Here is a 16,310-nt window from a genome sequence, read left to right as displayed (position 1 = left end):
GGAAGCAGTCGGACCGTTGCGTGATCGCGCACTGCGTTCGGATTCAGGATGCCGTCGCGGCGCGCGTACGTCCCTGCGTCCTGACGACGAAGCCGTGCCGATGTCATGGCGAACCGTCGCGCGACGAACTCACGCACAGCCGGGCGCGAACTCGTCGCGAAACTCGCAAAACAGCTTGCCGCGCGTGGCGAGGTGGTCGATCTGGGCCAGTGTCAGCGATGCGATGCGCGATGCCGTCATTTCCGAGACGCCGAGTTGTCGTGTGGCCTCGCTCCGGTTGACGAGGAGCAGCCACTTCGCAAGCATGAGATACGATCGATTGAATTCCGCGATCGCATCGGAAATGTCGTGTTGTTCGGCCATGGTCGGTCTTGAAGGGCCAGCGCGTGTGCTTTGCCGGTCGATTCGCTTCGACCCGGTGGTTCGGCACTCGCCGGATTTTCGATGACACACTGTACGTCGCGAACGCAGCGCCGGACCGACAAAGCTCTGAACGGATCCGCCAGCACGCGCAGGCGCGCGTACCGTGGCGCGCACGTCGATTCGCGCGGCATCGCCACGGCGCCATGCGGATCCGTTCAGTCGGCGTCGGCGAGATACGGCGACGTGAACGCGCGCGGCGGGAACGCCGGCAGGCCGCCTTGCGGCGTAAAGCTGTAACGGAGATAGACGGCCGCCGTCCACTCGCGGTATTGATACGCATTGCCGAACGAAGCCGCTCCACCAACGGCCAGCTGCGGCGCGACCTGGTATTCGCCGCGCGCGGCGAGCGAATACGCGATGCCCGTCTTGCTGCGCGCGGGATACACGGCCCCCGTGTCCAGCCCTACCGCCTGGCTGGCGGCGGCATTCGCGGCCGCTTGCGCCTGCATGCCGGAATCGAGCGGGAAATACGGCACCGCGTTCTGCCGGTAATGCTGCACGCCGAACGAACCGCTCAAATCGTACGCAAACGCGCCCGTTCGTCCCGCGTACTCGACCGGTATATTCAGGATCACGTATTGCTGCGGACTGAAATAGCCGCCCTGGCCGTACGTGAAATACGACTGGTTCTTGCTGAAGCGCATCCATGTCGCATTGACGCCCACGGTGAGCGTCCGGTCGGCGTCGCGCAGCAGGCGCGAATAGGCGCCGCCGCTGCCCTTGCCGGCGAAGTTGCGTTCGACGTGATGGCCGTCGTAGTAGTCGAACGCGCCCGCGACGTACGCGCCGCTGGTGCCGTCGTCCCAGCTCAGCGCGCCGCGCGCGCCGCTGCGCGTCACGCCGCCCCACTTGAGGCCGGCACTCGCATCGCGCGCGCCCGCGAACGAGAGCAGGCTGTCGGTCACCGCGCGACGCGTGACGGCCAGCGAGTAGGCCGCCCGATCGGTGATCGCACCGTTGAAGCGCACGCCGCCGACCACGTCCTGGTACGGAAACCCGACCGGCGTCGCGCCGATGTCGGCCTTCAATTGCTTGCCTTCGTAACCCAGGGAAAGACCGACGCCGCTCGCCGTTTCGGAACCCGGCGAGCCGCCGCCGGCCGACCGCGAGAGCCCCGCGCCGAACCGGGCGAGAGTCGGCACGTCGGTCGCCGAGTTGCCGCCGTCGAGCATGACCGGCGTGGCGGTCACGACGACGTGACCGTTGCCTGCCTTGATACGCCCTTCCAGCGGCGCCTCGATGTCGGTGAGGCCGGACAGCCCCGCCTCGCCCGTCCGGTTTCGGAACACGAGGCCGCCCGATGCCGTGCTGGCCTGCTCGCTGTTCACCTGGGCCAGTTCCGACGCGACGTCGAGCATCTGAGCGTTGGCGCCCGCGTCCCGCTGCGGCGCACGGGCCACGGCGTCGCCTCCCGCATAGCCGGCCGGCGGCTGCGGGATATAGCGAGGCGGCGCATCGGCCTGCCCGTAGGCCGATGAAAGAACGGGCGCGCGCGCCGCGGCGACCTTCGTCCCGCCGCGGGCCGGCCGGCCCGGCCTGGCACCCGACGCGGCCGCCGGCGAACCGGTCGCCGCCGCGGCCCGCGACGCGGGCGACATCGGCCACGGCGTGGCGACGTAGCCGGCACAGTCGTCGTTCGGATCGGACTGCGCGACGCACCCCGCGGACGCCCCCGCCGGCGGTACGTCGGCGGCAGGCTCCCGATAGGACTGATAGGACTGATAGCGCCGCGCGGTCGCGGGCCCGCCCGACTCGCCCGCGCCGGCGGCCGCCTGGCCATAGCCGCCGGGATCGCCGGGATCGGCCGTGACCGCCTGCGGCGACATGGCGGGCGGCACCATGCGCGCGGCCGGCACGGCGGACGGGGTGACGTAGGTCGCGGGCGGCGCGGGAGGCATCGTATAGGGCACGGTCGGAGCGGAAGAAGACGGGGTGGACCAGGAAGGCACGCCCGGCAGCGGCGATACCGCGGCCCCGAAGCCGGTCGACGGATGAACGACATCGACGGCGGTCTTGCCTTCGAACGGATTGGTACCGGGCAGCGGGTTCGCGCCGATGCGCCGCATCGCGTCTTCCCAGCCGCGCGGCACGTTCGACGGCGCCGGCTTGCTGCCCGGCGGCGGCGTATTGGCGGCCAGCAGCGAACGCTGCAGATACTGCGCGGCGAGCGAAAGATTCCCCTCCGCGCGATACAGGCGGCCGGTCGCGGCAAGCAAGCCCGGGTCGTCGGGCGCGATGCGCAGCGCCGTGGCCGCGAACGCTTCACCGTCGCGCCATGCCTTCGCGCTGCTCGCCGCGTAGATCGCCGCGACCAGCAAGCCCGTATCGTCGGGCCGGCGGGCCAGCGCGACCCGATAGCATTTCAGCGCGTTCGGCGCGTCGCCGGCCGACGTGTACAGCCGCGCGAGCGCGGCCTGGAGTTCGGGACTGTCGGGCATCGCGGCCAGCCACGGCGCGATGACGGCGTAGCCGCCGGCGAGGTCGCCGGCCTGGCGTACCGCATCGGCCTGACGCACGACGATCTCGAGGTTCAGGCGTTCGAAGTCGCCGCGCTGCGCGGGCGACAGCGGCAGCGCGGCAAGCCGGCGCATCGCGTCGCCCAGCAGCGCATCGTTGCGCACGGTCAGCAGCGTCCGCGCGTACTGCAGCAGCAAATCGGCGTTGTCCGGCTCGCGGGCCAGCGCACGCTGCACGATCCACAGCGCACGCGACGTGTCGCCGGCCGCCGCATAGCCGGCCGACAACTGCGCCGCGAGTCCCGGCACCGACTGGCCGATCCCCTCGGCGTCGTGCAGCACGCCGAGCGCCTGCGCGCGGCGACCCTCGCGCACCAGCCGTGTCGCGAGTGCCACCTGCTGGCCCACCCAGAGGCGGTGCTGCAACGTCGTCATCGCCGCCGTGCGCTGCGCGGGCGCGATGCGCTCCAGCCGCTGCAGCCCGAGGCTCCAGTCCTGCGTCTGCTCGGCCAGCAGCGCGCCGGCATAGAGTGCGTCGGTCATGTCGGGCCGTTCGGCCAGCAATCCGTCCATCATGCTGCGCGCCGACGCGATCGCCCCTTGCCGCACGTACACGCGCGCCAGATCCAGCCGCAGCCACGGATCGTCCGGATTGCCGGCAAGCGCGTCCTCGAACAGGCTGCGCGCCGTGCCCAGATCGCCGCGCGCTTCGGCTTGCCGCGCCTGCGCGGCCTCGGCCGTACGACGCAACCGGTCGAGGCCGCCGGCCTTCGACTGCTGCTCGGCGCTCAGTTGCGTCGCGAACTGCAACGCTTCGTCGCCGCGCCCCTGCGCGGCCAGCGCGCCGACCAGGCCGCGTATCGCGTCCGGGTTGTCGGACTGACGCCGCAGCGCCATCCGGTACGCCTGCTCGGCGCCGCGCGCATCGCGATTCTCCAGCAGCGCGTCGCCGAGCATCACCTGCGCGGTGACGTTCGACGGATCCGCAAGAATCGCGCGTTCGAACAGCGCCTTCGCTCGCGCGAACTCGCCGTTGCTTTGCGCGCCGAGCGCCTCGCTCGTGTACGACCAGTACGTCGCACTGCCGAGCGCCGAGCGCCAGCGCGCCGCGTTCCCGCCTCGCGACGCGCGCTCCAGATCGCTGCGTGCCTGCGCGAAGTGCTCCTGCTTCAGCTCGACGATGCCGCGGCCGCCCAGCGCGTCGCTGTCGTTCGGCGACGTGGCGAGCACGGCATTGAAGCGGGCGCGCGCCGTGTCCAGATCGCCGCGCTCGAGTGCCGCAAAACCATCCTCGATCGCGTGGCCGCGCGCTTCGTTCGATGCGCTGCGTTGATCGCCCTCGCGCGCGGTTTGATCCTGTCGCACCATGCTGTCGTAGCGTGCCTTGACCGGCGGATCGTCGGGCACCACCTTCAGATAGGCGAGGTAGCGCGCCTGATCCGACGGCCTGGCCGCGAGCCAGAGCAGCGCCTGGCGCCAGCTCTCGCGCGCCGTTTTCCCGACTTTCGCGTCGGCGGACAACGACTCGAGCCGCGCGATGCCGTCGCGGCGCGTCGCGTCGCGATAGGTCAGGTGCTGCGCATACGCGAGTGCGTAGCGCGGATCGTCGGGGTTGTCACGCGCGAGACGTTCCAGGCCGCGGCGGGCTTCGGCCCATCCGCTCGGCGTCGCCGCGAGCGCCTGGAAGTACTCGAGCTGCAGCGCGGGCGACGACGGCGCGCCTTGCAGCGCGCGCTGATACTGTTGCGCGGCCAGCGCGCTCTGCCCGGTCTGCGCGAGGCGGCGCGCATCGCTGATCTCGCCGTCGCGCACGCTCGTCTCGCCCAGACGCTGGCCAAGCTCGTCGGTCCGCGCGAAGCCGGGCGCGATCCGGCGCAATTGTTCCAGGTAGCGGCGCGCACCGTCGACGTCCTTGCGGTCGGCGAGCACCATGCCCATGCCGAACAGCGCGTCGGGCTGATTCGGATCGACGCCCAGCACCTTCTTCCAGGCCTGCGCCGCGAGGTCGCCCCGGCCATGCGCCTGCCAGTATCGCCCCTGATCGACGAGTACCTTCAGCGGGTCGCTGCCGGCCGCCGCCGCGTGCGGCAGTGTCAGCGCGAGCAGCAGACTCGCGATACCGCCCGCGCGGGCGGCGCCGAGCCCGCGTAACCGTCGGTTTCGCATGTCACTCCTTCAGCCGGCGCGCCGCACGCGCACGCAGCAGACGATAGAAGAGCGCCGCCGCGACGAACGCGGCCAGCACGCTGAACAGCGCAAGCAGCAGCGGACGCCCCGACAGAAACCAGCGCAGGTAAGTGAGCGGCGGCAGCGCACCGACGTGATACGACGTTTCGTTCGACGTCACCGTGACGGTGCGATCGCGAATCACGACCATCGCGCCCTGGACCGACGTGAGCATGTCGTCGTCGAGCAGTGCGCGGCCGAGCGCCTCGTCCGCCTGCCCGCTCGCGCTGATCAACGCGACGGCGCTGCGCGTCTTGCGCAACGGCGACTCGAAGCCGGCGATCAGCGCGCGCGTGCCGTCCGAGACGATCGACAGGCCGGCGCGCACGCGTTCGCGCTCGGCGCCAGGCGACGGCGCCGCCTCGGCGCCGCCGAACAGGCCACCGAACCGGCCGCCAAACAGGCCGCCGTCGCGATCCGTGCCGAACGGCATGCGCGCCGCCCAGCGCGTCAGCAGCGGCTGGGTGTCCGGCGCGCCGAGAATCAGCAGATCCTTGGACGCGAACGCGCCGACACCGGCGGCGTCCGTCACCGTCACACCGCTGACCGGATAGCCCGTCGACACGCCCATGCGTCCCATCGCGAGCAGGTACAGGCCGTAGACGTCCGCGCCCGGCTCGGCGGGCAGCACGACGGCCGTGTCCGACAGGTCGGCCATCCGCGTGAACGGAAAGCCGCTGTTTGCAAACGCGGCGAGGTCGGGCAGCGCCTTGTAGTGCGGAAACGACGACACGTCGATCGTCGAGTCCGGGTCGATCGAACCCGCGACGTTCTGCAGCAGCCGCCCCGTGCATCGGCCCATGTCCGGGATCTCGTAGAAGAAGTGCAGCTGCAACGGCGTGCGCGGCGTGAGCAGCAGCGGCGGCACGTGCAGCGTCGCGCGGTCGATACCGTTGGCGACGAACGGCAGGTAGCGGCTCAGGCTCCAGCGCGACGTTTCCCGTGCCGGGATCGGCAGCGCCTTCACGAACGTGTCGCCGACGCTCAGGTTGAGCGACGAACGGTCCGCGCGCAGCGTCGGCGTGTAGCGATAACGCAGGTCGATCGGCGCGCCGCGCGTATCCCAGGTGAACAGATCGGGGGCGACGCGCAGATCGATCCGGACGGCGCCCGCGTCGTAGCCGGACACGCTGAGCGTGCGCCCTTCGGCCAGTTCGCCGAGCCGCACCGGGCGCGTCGACGACAGCCAGTTCGGCGCGTCGTACGGCACGCGCGGCGCGACGTTCTCGAGCCGGCTCACCGTGGCATGCGTACCCGCGAGCGTCTTGCTGCCGAGCACGAGCGTGAGTGCGGCGACCTTCACTTCGTCCGGCGTGCGACCGAGCACCAGCAGCAGCTGGCCGTGAGCCGGCGCCTGCCGCTCGATGACGGCGAGCGTCGGTCCGTCGATCGCCGGCAGCGTCACGCCGTCCAGACGATCGTCGGCCGTCGCGAACACCACCGCGTTGCCCGATTCAGGCAGGCCGCCGGGCCGGGCCGGAAACCGCGCGCCGCGATACGAGGCCAGCGCGCCGAACCACGACGCGACGATGCCCGCCGCTTCCAGCGTCTCCCGCGGCGGTCGCGCGGCGAAGGCGAACGGCAGCTCGAGCCGCCGGACGTCCCGCGAATCGAAGAACGGCGCGGGCAGGACGCCGAGTTCCGGCCGCTCCGGCAGCGCCGCGTAGGTCAGCTCGAGCCGGCTCGCGTTGCTCACCGTCGCCCACAGCGACGAGTTGGCGGGATCCTCGCAGTCTTTCGTGTAATGACCGATCAGCTGAACGTTCAGATGGTTGTACTCGGTGACGAAGCGCGGATCGATCGACACGTCGCGCGCAACCGTCATGCCGGCTTGAGCGGCCGGCAACGGCAGCGTCGCCGCCACTTCGCCGTTGATCAGCACCTTGAGCTGCGACAGATCCGGCAGCAGCGCGGGCGAGTAGCTGTAGACCAGATGCAGCGTCGCGCCCATGACGACCTCGTCGCGCCGGACGGAGAACGCGATGCCGTTCTGGCCGTCGGTACCCCGCAGCTGCAGCGGATCGCGTGCCCCGAGATCCGCGAACGTCAATGCCTGGCGCCGGCCGCCGGGCACGAGCGTGCCGGGCTCGGCCGTGGTCGGCAGCATACCGAAGCGGCGACGCGCGGCGTCGGCCGCCGACACCGGTTCGGCGAGCGGCGCGGGGCGCGCGGTGTCGGGCCCGACGACTATGGCCGGCGACGGCGGCGCGGCATCGCCCGACGACATCGCGCCGTCCGCCGCGCGCATCGCGCCGGGTGCCTGCATCCCGGCGGCCGCGGCCCAGCTGCCCGATGCGATGCCGCCCGCCATTGCCCAGAGCAGTAGCGACACCATCCTGCGCGACACGCGCGCATACCGGCCGACACGTGCAGGAACCGCGACAACCGCGCCCTGCGAAATGCACGCCTTGCGGCGCGTGCTGCCGCGCTGTCGCGACGCCCACGTCATTCTTTCCGCCTCATGCTATTTTTTTTCGTTGCTGCGGCCGCCACGCGCGTACACGCGCAGGTCCGCGTACAGGCGCGCGATCAGGCGAAGCAAGCCCTGCACGCCGACCTTCAACAGATGCAGGAACGCACGCAGCGGCGAATCGGGACGGCGGCCGTCCGTCCAGTCGATCCATGCGTCGGCTCGGGCAAAGGTCGAACTGACGAGATCGAACTCCTGCTGCCGCGACAGGCTCTCGAACCGGATGCCGACGCGGCCTGGCTCGACGTATTCGACCGTCGCGGGAAATGCGTACTCCTCGACACCGCGAAACAGCGATACCGTCACCAGTTCGCCACGCGGAATGCGCGCATCGTCGGGGACTGCCACGCCGATCCCGCCCTCCGAGTAGTCGCGCGTTTCGCATGCCAGCGTCCGGCCATTCGCGAAGCGCAGCATGACCGGAATTCGCGCCGCGACACGATGGGACACGCGTACCTGCCGGCGCTCGTTCGCCGCCGCGACGGCGAGCCCCAGAATCAGGATGTTGTAGGTCGTCCATGCCAGGTTGAACGCCGTCGTCTGGACTTCGCTGCCGACGTGACGGTTGAGCGACAGGTTCAGGACGCCCACCGCGAGGCCGATCACGTTCAGGACCACCAGGCTCAGATACGGTTTCGACACTGCCCAGTCGAAGTAGCCGCGGTCGATGCGTCCGCCCTTGGCCGTCACGTTGAACTTGCCCAGCCGGGGATTGATCAGCGCAAGCATCGTCGGCAGCGCGATGTACGACGCGAGCACGGCTTCGTAGACTTCGGCCCAGAACGAATGGCGGAAGCGGCCCTGCATCCGCGAGTTCGTCACGTTCGCATGGATGACGTGGGGCAGCGCATAGAGCGCAAGCATCGTGGCCGGGGCATGGATCACATGCGCGTCGAAGAACAGGAACGACAGCGGTGCGGTCAGGAACACGAGCCGCGGGATCCCGTAGAAAAAATGCATCATCGCGTTCAGGTAGCACAGCCGCTGGCTCAGCGTCAGTCCGCGCCCGAACAGCGGGTTGTCGATGCGGAATATCTGCGTCATGCCGCGCGCCCAGCGGATGCGCTGGCCGATGTGCCCGGTCAGGCTCTCGGTGGCCAGCCCCGCCGCCTGCGGTATCGCAAGATAGGCCGTCGTATAGCCGCGGCGATGCAGCTTGAGCGCGGTGTGCGCATCCTCGGTCACCGTCTCCGTCGCGATGCCGCCGATCTCCTCCACCATCGAGCGGCGCATCAGCGCGCACGATCCGCAGAAAAACGTCGCGTTCCAGAGATCGTTGCCGTCCTGCACCAGTCCGTAGAACAGTTCGCCTTCGTTCGGCACCTTTCTGAAAATGCCGAGGTTGCGCTCGAACGGGTCCGGTGAAAAAAAGTGATGCGGCGTCTGCAGCATCGACAGCTTCGGATCCCGAATGAACCAGCCTAGACAGATCTGCAGGAACGAGCGCGTCGGCACGTGATCGCAATCGAAGATCGCGATGTATTCGCCGTCGGTGATCTTCAACGCTTCGTTGAGGTTGCCGGCCTTCGCATGGCGATTGTGATCGCGAATCGTCCAGTGCACGCCGACCGACTCGCAGAACGCGCGGAATTCCGGGCGACGTCCGTCGTCCAGCACGTGGATCGACAGCTTGTCGGCCGGGTAATCCAGCGCGAGCGCCGCGTAGATGGTCGGCTTGACGACGCTCAACGGTTCGTTGTACGTCGGAATGAACACGTCGACGCTCGGCCAATGCGCGCGCGACGCGGGCAACGGCATCGGCTTGCGCCCGAGCGGCCACGCGGTCTGGAAGTAGCCGAGGATCAGCACCGCCGCCGCATAGACTTCCGCCGCCGCGAGCAGCGTGCCCCACACCGCGTCGAGCGGATGCGACCACACCAGCGTGCCGGACAATCTCCAATACATGTAACGGCCGGTGGCCACCACCGACAGCACGATCATGACGAGCGTCGCATAGCGTCCGCCCAGGCGACGGACCACCAGCGAGCAGGCGATGCAGCAGGTGGCGAACACGAGCTGCCCGATCGCGTCGAGCGGCACCGTACACACGAAATACAGCGCCAGCAGCGTGCATGCGGCTATAGGCAGCGCGACGAGCCAGCCGCTCCCGGGCAACGCGTCGACGAACCGGTCGACCGCCGAGGGCCGCGCGACCTCCCCGCGGGCGCTCAAGCGATGCTCCGCGCGGTGTCGCGCCGATCGAGCACGCGCTCGAGCCATGCGCCGCACGCGTTCAGATCGGCGGCGGCCTGCGAACGCGGGTCGTAGCGATTCACGGTCGTCCGGGACGCGAGCGATTCCGCGACTCCTTCATCGCGGTGAATCACGCCGCCGAACCGGGCCGCGCCGAGGCTGTCGCACAGCACGCGCAGCACATCGCGGCCCAGCTCGCGCGACTGGTCGACCTGATTGACCACGTAGCCGTCGCCCACGAAATCCGCGCGGCTCGCGGCATACGCGTCGAGCATCCGCCGCATCTGCGGAATCGTTGCGTACGAGGCCGCATCGGCGAGCACGACCTTGAGCACGAAATGCGCGGCCGTCAACGCGGCGCGCATGTAGACCGAGGTGCCCGGCGGCGTATCGATGATCACGATGTCGTCGTCGCCGAGCCCGAGCGCGGCAAGCCCGTGCGCGAGCCACGACGGATCGCGGTCGAGCAGCCGCTCGAAGCGGCGTTGATTCGTTTCGCTGACCAGGCCGAATGGAAACACCGTGATCCCGTCGACGACCACGGCCGGCCAGTTCAGCCCGTCGAGCGCGGCATGGGCGAGCCCGTCGGTCATGTCGAGCGGCACGCCGAAATGCAGCTTCAGCGCATTCTGCGGATCGAGATCCACCACGCTCACGCGCCGGCGCCGCGACGCCGCCAACACGGCCGCGAGATTCGCCGCCAGCGTCGTCTTGCCGACGCCGCCCTTTGCCGAAGCGATCGCGACGATTTTCATGAGCGGCCGGTCCACACCGACGGCTTCTTCGGCGCCTCGCCCGTCGCCTCCGTGCGCAACCGCTCGAACAACCGACCAAGCGGCTGTGACGGACCTTGCGTGTCCGTGCCATCCGATGCCGCCGGCCTGGCAACCAGCTTCTTCAGCGTGCCGGATGCTTGTTCCCGCCCGCCGTTATCCTGCGCGGACGCAGGCAACGCACGCGTGTCGGCCAGTACGATTTTGCGCAGGCTATCCGCGCCGTCCGGCGACCCGGCGCCCGGCTGCCCCTGCGACTCGCTCGCGCGCAACTCGACACCGCCGAGCAGCGGCCAACGCGCGCGGGCCACTTCGGCATCCGCTTCCGCACGTACTTCGTGATAGCGTCCGGCATCGCCGCCAAAACGCTTGAACAACGATTCGATATCCCGTGAAGTCGACATAGCGTGCCCATTGGTTGTCGCGGAAGTTCCGGTCGGCCCGGTCGCTCAGTTCTTTGCGCGCGCAACACGCAGTTCGATCCGCGAATCGTCCGGCGGCGCGACGACCTGCGTCACGCGCAAGCCGGTCGCGCCGACACTGTCGAACCAGCCCTGATACGCGCCTTCGAGGAAGGCAGACGACCATGCGAGACAACCGTCGCCGAACGCGCGCAACGGCGCGGCGTAATGAACGATGCGCAGGAAATCGTGTTCGTCGGACAGTTCGGCGTAACCCCACTGCATGTCGCGCCAGCGGGCATTCAATGCATCCGCGAGATCGTCCGTCGATTCGCAAGGGCCAAGTGGATGCGCGGCTGCGAAGCGCATGCCGATGCGCGCCATCAATTGCCTCAGCTCGTCCCGATCGAGCTGATCGGTGAATTCACCGGCCAATGCCTCCAGGAAGCCGCGCCATTGGATCGATACTTGGCGCTCGAGTAGATGCTCCAACATTCCCTGCATGGACGACGAATCCCCGGTGAAAGACAATTATCGGCGTGGCCGCATCGTGTGCTTCGCGTGCGGACATCGTGGCAACAGCGTTTTTGCGCATCGTAGCGAATCCAATTAGACGAATGGGATTCGACATCTAGCCGAAAAACGCCAAACTATCGGCCACCGCCGACAATTGACGGCTGCGGCCTCGGCGGCAGCCGAGCTGCGATCGGTCGTGTACAGTCAAGCCGGTATACGGCCAGGCTAGTGCGCGACGCGCCGCATGAAACGTTGGAAAGGCCGCCGTATCAGGCCCGGCCGGGCGAGGATTCCGCGCGGAATTCGCAGAACAGTTCGCGACGCTCGGCGAGTTCGTCGATCTGTGCCGGCGTCAATGCGGCGACGATCGCAGCCGTCTCGTCCGACATGCCCAGTTGTTGTTTCGCCGCTTCGCGATCCGCTTGCAGCAAGCGCTGGGCAAGCGTCAGATACGAACGGTTGAATTCCGCAATCGCGTCGAAGATGTCGTCCTGTTCGGGCATGGGCGTTCCTGATTTTGGACGGTGATTGCATTCAGCCGGCCGCAGCGCGCGTATTGGCAATACGCGGAGTTTTGGCCCCGCACTCTACGTGTCGCGCACGGCGGCGAGCGGACAAAACCTAGCGGTAATCCGCCACCTCGCGGGTTGCTCGTATTTCCGTTCGTGAAAGCACGACACGACGGAGCGGCGGCATGCGGTTCGATAAAGTCATGCGGCGATGGACGGTCCACCCAAATGCTTACCGGAACGCGCAGCGCCGCCGTCAGTGCCTGCTATGCAGCGCGTATCACGCGCTCGCGCCAGAAATCCCCGCGGGCGCCGAAAATCTTGCTGCACCATTTGGTGCCGTCCCAATACACGGGAAAGCCGTATGGATGTCCCGGCCATCGGCCCTCACACCACATCGGTTCCGCGGGAGGATCGGTGCATGGAAGCCAGACACCAGCCCAGCCGGTGCGCTGCCGTTGTTCGGATATCGTCACGGTGTCTATGGTCGAATGCGTCATGGTGACTCCACTTTCGCCCTTCTGTTTGGCAATTGCGTTTCAACGCTAAACATATTTCGTTCGATTCTTTTTCTTCCTTCGCATATAGCGGGACCGTGGCACGCTTTCGTCCACGCATGCCGGAAACTCGACGGCTCCCGGCCACGGGGCCACCATCGCAATCCGGTCCGCACATTTGCCAGCAGGTGTTGCGACGGGACGACGCCAGCGTTGCCATCTACGGCTGCGATTCGCGGCCGACCAGCGCTTCGATCTCGGCCGGTGTCAGCGCGATGATCCGTGACGCGATCTGATTCGAGATGCCCAACTCGCGTGCCGCGACCTCGCAATCGATCTTCAACATCTGCTGCATCAGTTCGAGATAGGCAGGATCGAGTGCGCCCAACGCCCGGCAAATATCATCCTCTTCCGTCATCACGCTCTCCTAAAGACATGCCCGTGAACGCGATGCATCGGCACACACTCGCATCTGCAAAATCCGACCGGGTTCCGGGCTTTCGCTTCGAACCGTATCCCAACCAAGCGAACGCCTGTCGACAAACGACAGCCGTCATCCGCTATATAACGCCGAGCCGGCCATTTGCACACTGTTTCAAAATAATTCTTGCGCCAACGTATGGTTTCGCAATCAACCTGTCGGATTCGTCCAAGATTCAGTCGCCGCTTTATTTCCGAACACATTAGGATTTCCCGAATCGCACGTGCGCGGCCAGGCAATTGCGTGCTGTGCGACTTCGAATCTCTTGTTGCGTCCGGACACCGACATCGCACCTCGACGTTGTCTGCTCCTCATTCCGAACTCATGGAATTACCACTATGTTGAAAGTGACGAAAGCCGTCTTTCCGGTCGCCGGCCTGGGCACGCGGTTCCTGCCGGCCACCAAGGCCAGTCCCAAGGAAATGCTGCCGGTCGTGGACAAACCATTGATCCAGTATGCGGTCGAGGAAGCGATCGAAGCGGGCATCACGGAGATGATCTTCGTGACCGGACGCAGCAAGCGCGCGATCGAGGATCATTTCGACAAGTCGTACGAGATCGAGGCCGAACTCGAGGCACGCGGCAAGGACAAGCTGCTGTCGCTGGTGCGCAGCATCAAGCCGAGCCATGTCGACTGCTTTTACGTGCGCCAGGCCGAAGCGCTCGGGCTCGGCCATGCCGTGCTGTGCGCGGAGAAGCTCGTCGGCGACAATCCGTTCGCGGTGATTCTCGCCGACGATTTGCTCGATGGCCCGAAGCCGGTGTTACGCCAGATGATCGACGTCTTCGATCACTATCACGCGTCGGTCATCGGGGTCGAGGAAATCGCTCCTGAAGATTCGAAATCCTATGGCGTGATCGACGGCAAGCGCTGGGAAGACGATCTCTTCAAGCTGTCCGGCATCGTCGAGAAGCCCGAACCGGCGAATGCGCCGTCGAACTTCGGTGTCGTCGGCCGTTACGTGTTGAAACCGAAGATCTTCGAGCATCTCCGCGGGCTCAAACCCGGCGCGGGCGGCGAATTGCAACTGACCGACGCGATCCAGTCGCTGCTCACCGATGAACAGGTGCTCGCGTATCGCTACGACGGCACGCGCTTCGATTGCGGCAGCAAGCTCGGGTACCTGAAGGCGACGATCGAGTTCGCGCTGCGGCATCCGGAGGTTGCGGCGGACTTCGAGCGGTATTTGCTTGCGCGCCTCTCCGAGGCAATGGTCGCATGACATGAACGCGAGACGACGATCGGCCTCAATTACACTGCCGATGCGATCGTTGCAGCGCATGACGGCGCCCGTCCTGCCCATACGAACAGGCGGCGCCCGGCATGTGGACATCGATTAGCCGCCTCGGCGACGCGGCACTGACCGTCCCGCTGGCTGCGGTTTGCGGCGCATGGCTCGCTACGTCGATGCACGGTTGGCGGATCGCCGCATCGTGGTTGATGCTGCTCGGCGGCGGCATGCTGGCGGTCGGCCTGACCAAGGTTCTGTATGCGGGCTGCGGCATCGAGATCCGTACGATCCATTTTCGCGTGATTAGCGGGCACACGATGCTCGCCGCATCGGTATGGCCGATGGCCTTCCTGCTCGCGCTGCACGATGGCTGGCATGTCCGCGCCCATATCGCGTTGCTGCCCGGCTTGGCACTCGCGGCGGCCGTCGCGACAGCCCGCGTGTTCGATCATGCGCACACCGTATCCGAGGTGGCCGTCGGCTGGATCATCGGCATGCTCATCATGGTGACGCTGCTGCGCTGGAAAGCCGCACCCGTACTGCTTCCCTGGCGCCGATCGCCCGCGGCCGCGTCGATGCTTGCCGTCTCGAGCATCGCCTACGGATACTGCTCACCGATCCAGGCCGCGATCGAGACTTACTCGCCGTTCCTGTGCACGGCATTTCGATGAGGTGCCGGCGCACCTGTACGCCGACGTCGGGATCGTGGGGCTATCGCCGTATCTGGCCGCCGCGTACGCGTTGCGCCCGACACACCCGCGTGGCGGCGCGCGCCAACATTCTGTCGGACCGATTCGACGAGCAATCCGCACAATGCTGCTATTGCGCACCGCACCATTTCCCCCGAAATCACGCGTCAATTCGATGAAAATCCTTGTCTACGGAATCAACTATGCCCCCGAACTGACCGGCATCGGCAAGTACACGGCGGAAATGGCCGAAACGCTCGCCGCCAAAGGTCACTCGGTACGCGTAGTCTGTGCGCCACCGTATTACCCGGAATGGCGCGTAGCAAACGGATATCACTCGGCGCGGTATGCGACCGAGCAACGCAACGGGGTCAGGCTGTGGCGAGCACCGCTGTGGGTCCCGCGTCGGCCGCGCGGCGCCCTGCGCATCGTGCACCTCGCCAGCTTCGCGCTGACGAGCTTTCCGCTCATGCTGCGCCACGCTCTCTGGCGGCCGGACGCCATCATCTGCGTCGCGCCCAGCTTGCTGAACGCGCCCGGCGGTTGGCTCGCGGCCAGACTGAGCGGTGCACATGCTTGGCTTCACATTCAGGATTACGAAGTTGATGCGGCATTCAATCTCGGCATGCTCGACGGCTCGCTGTTACGACGCGCGGCGCTCGCATTCGAACGGATGCTCATGAAGCGCTTCGATACCGTTTCGACGATCTCCGGGAAAATGGTCGAACGGGCGATGCATAAGGGCATTCCGCCCGCCAAGCTCGTACATTTCTCAAACTGGGCCGACACGCGCTCAATCTATCCGCTGGGGCGCCCAAGCGAGCTGCGCGCCGCGCTCAATATTTCCCTCGACGCGACGGTCGTGCTTTATTCCGGCAACATGGGCGCGAAGCAGGGGCTCGACGTATTGGCGGATGCTGCACAAAGACTTGAATCACGCGACAACCTCGTGTTCGTCTTCTGTGGCAACGGCCCGGTGCGTGACGACCTCATCGCACGTTGCAGCAAGCTGCGAAACTGCAGATTCATGAATCTGCAGCCCGCCAATCGACTGAACGAACTGCTGAATCTGGCGGACATACACGTACTCCCCCAACGCGCCGACGCCGCGGATCTCGTCATGCCATCGAAGCTGACCGGCATGTTCGCGAGTGGCCGGGCAGTCATTGCGATGGCCAATGCGGGCACGGAGCTGCACGACGTAGTATCCCAGCGCGGGGTATTGGTCTCGCCTGGCGACCCGGAAGCATTGGCGAGCGCCATCGATGCGCTCGCTGCCGATGCAAGGCAGCGGACGTATCTAGGGCGCGCGGGGCGGGATTTCGCAGAGGCCGTCCTGTCACGCGAAGCGGTATTGCGCGAATTCGAGGCGAAATTGACCGCATTGCGTCGAACGTCGCCCGGCACCTGACCGCTTGACCGGCAACGGCGGCTGCGCCCGTGC

12 protein-coding genes are annotated in these 16,310 nt (G+C 67.1%); 3 read left to right on the top strand and 9 right to left on the bottom strand.

From position 1 onward, the window contains the following. Nucleotides 1–129 precede the first annotated feature (129 nt). From U4Z64_RS33660 to U4Z64_RS33620, 9 genes are all read right to left on the bottom strand, one after another. A complete protein-coding gene (locus U4Z64_RS33660) occupies nucleotides 130–363 on the bottom strand; it encodes a flagellar transcriptional regulator FlhD (protein ID WP_044846956.1) in 234 nt (77 codons plus the stop codon). 215 nt (nucleotides 364–578) lie between these two features. After that, entirely contained in the window at nucleotides 579–5,045 is a 4,467-nt protein-coding gene (locus U4Z64_RS33655) for a cellulose synthase subunit BcsC-related outer membrane protein (RefSeq protein ID WP_321822268.1), read from the bottom strand. A 1-nt stretch (nucleotide 5,046) separates the two neighbouring features. Continuing rightward, nucleotides 5,047–7,554: a cellulose biosynthesis cyclic di-GMP-binding regulatory protein BcsB gene (gene bcsB, locus U4Z64_RS33650; RefSeq protein ID WP_321822267.1), complete on the bottom strand. Its 2,508-nt coding sequence runs from the start codon at nucleotides 7,552–7,554 to the stop codon at nucleotides 5,047–5,049. 15 nt (nucleotides 7,555–7,569) lie between these two features. Continuing rightward, entirely contained in the window at nucleotides 7,570–9,795 is a 2,226-nt protein-coding gene (gene bcsA / locus U4Z64_RS33645; protein WP_415750619.1) for a UDP-forming cellulose synthase catalytic subunit, read from the bottom strand. Next, nucleotides 9,744–10,523: a cellulose biosynthesis protein BcsQ gene (gene bcsQ / locus U4Z64_RS33640; protein ID WP_321822265.1), complete on the bottom strand. Its 780-nt coding sequence runs from the start codon at nucleotides 10,521–10,523 to the stop codon at nucleotides 9,744–9,746. Before bcsQ ends, bcsA begins: the two co-directional genes overlap by 52 nt. Then, nucleotides 10,520–10,945, bottom strand: a complete 426-nt coding sequence (gene bcsP, locus U4Z64_RS33635; protein WP_321822264.1) for a cellulose biosynthesis protein BcsP — start codon at nucleotides 10,943–10,945, stop codon at nucleotides 10,520–10,522. Before bcsP ends, bcsQ begins: the two co-directional genes overlap by 4 nt. A 45-nt stretch (nucleotides 10,946–10,990) precedes the next feature. Then, the gene (gene bcsD / locus U4Z64_RS33630) at nucleotides 10,991–11,446 is read right to left on the bottom strand and encodes a cellulose biosynthesis protein BcsD (protein WP_321822263.1); all 456 of its coding nucleotides are present in this window, start codon (nucleotides 11,444–11,446) and stop codon (nucleotides 10,991–10,993) included. Nucleotides 11,447–11,727: 281 nt separating this feature from the next. Continuing rightward, on the bottom strand, nucleotides 11,728–11,961 hold the full coding sequence (locus tag U4Z64_RS33625; RefSeq protein WP_124668008.1) for a flagellar transcriptional regulator FlhD: 234 nt from the start codon (nucleotides 11,959–11,961) through the stop codon (nucleotides 11,728–11,730). A 723-nt stretch (nucleotides 11,962–12,684) separates the two neighbouring features. Further along, nucleotides 12,685–12,882 carry a flagellar transcriptional regulator FlhD gene (locus U4Z64_RS33620; RefSeq protein WP_321803553.1) on the bottom strand — a complete coding sequence of 66 codons (198 nt, stop codon included), beginning with the start codon at nucleotides 12,880–12,882 and terminating at the stop codon, nucleotides 12,685–12,687. A gap of 401 nt (nucleotides 12,883–13,283) precedes the next feature. On the opposite strand from U4Z64_RS33620, the gene galU reads away from it, so the two are divergent. The 3 genes from galU (at nucleotide 13,284) to U4Z64_RS33605 (ending at nucleotide 16,277) form a co-directional block, all read left to right on the top strand. Then, nucleotides 13,284–14,168 (top strand): UTP--glucose-1-phosphate uridylyltransferase GalU, encoded by an 885-nt coding sequence (gene galU, locus U4Z64_RS33615; RefSeq protein WP_321822262.1) that lies wholly within the window; start codon nucleotides 13,284–13,286, stop codon nucleotides 14,166–14,168. Nucleotides 14,169–14,269: 101 nt separating this feature from the next. Further along, the gene (locus U4Z64_RS33610) at nucleotides 14,270–14,848 is read left to right on the top strand and encodes a phosphatase PAP2 family protein (RefSeq protein ID WP_321822261.1); all 579 of its coding nucleotides are present in this window, start codon (nucleotides 14,270–14,272) and stop codon (nucleotides 14,846–14,848) included. A 193-nt stretch (nucleotides 14,849–15,041) separates the two neighbouring features. After that, nucleotides 15,042–16,277, top strand: coding sequence for a glycosyltransferase WbuB (locus U4Z64_RS33605; RefSeq protein ID WP_321822260.1), 1,236 nt, complete (start codon nucleotides 15,042–15,044; stop codon nucleotides 16,275–16,277). Nucleotides 16,278–16,310: the final 33 nt, after the last annotated feature.

Origin of the sequence: Burkholderia sp. BCC1996 (genome assembly GCF_905339955.1) — a bacterium.
In the GTDB taxonomy this organism is placed as follows: domain Bacteria; phylum Pseudomonadota; class Gammaproteobacteria; order Burkholderiales; family Burkholderiaceae; genus Burkholderia.
Note: the sequence above shows the minus strand (reverse complement) of the source record. Positions and strands in the feature narration are given on the sequence as shown.

Coding starts and splice junctions, on each gene's coding strand:
- U4Z64_RS33660 (WP_044846956.1), bottom strand. CDS start 363: ATGGCCGAACAACACGACATTTCCGATGCGATCGCGGAATTCAATCGA.
- U4Z64_RS33655 (WP_321822268.1), bottom strand. CDS start 5,045: ATGCGAAACCGACGGTTACGCGGGCTCGGCGCCGCCCGCGCGGGCGGT.
- bcsB (WP_321822267.1), bottom strand. CDS start 7,554: ATGACGTGGGCGTCGCGACAGCGCGGCAGCACGCGCCGCAAGGCGTGC.
- bcsA (WP_415750619.1), bottom strand. CDS start 9,795: ATGGCTCGAGCGCGTGCTCGATCGGCGCGACACCGCGCGGAGCATCGC.
- bcsQ (WP_321822265.1), bottom strand. CDS start 10,523: ATGAAAATCGTCGCGATCGCTTCGGCAAAGGGCGGCGTCGGCAAGACG.
- bcsP (WP_321822264.1), bottom strand. CDS start 10,945: ATGTCGACTTCACGGGATATCGAATCGTTGTTCAAGCGTTTTGGCGGC.
- bcsD (WP_321822263.1), bottom strand. CDS start 11,446: ATGCAGGGAATGTTGGAGCATCTACTCGAGCGCCAAGTATCGATCCAA.
- U4Z64_RS33625 (WP_124668008.1), bottom strand. CDS start 11,961: ATGCCCGAACAGGACGACATCTTCGACGCGATTGCGGAATTCAACCGT.
- U4Z64_RS33620 (WP_321803553.1), bottom strand. CDS start 12,882: ATGACGGAAGAGGATGATATTTGCCGGGCGTTGGGCGCACTCGATCCT.
- galU (WP_321822262.1), top strand. CDS start 13,284: ATGTTGAAAGTGACGAAAGCCGTCTTTCCGGTCGCCGGCCTGGGCACG.
- U4Z64_RS33610 (WP_321822261.1), top strand. CDS start 14,270: ATGTGGACATCGATTAGCCGCCTCGGCGACGCGGCACTGACCGTCCCG.
- U4Z64_RS33605 (WP_321822260.1), top strand. CDS start 15,042: ATGAAAATCCTTGTCTACGGAATCAACTATGCCCCCGAACTGACCGGC.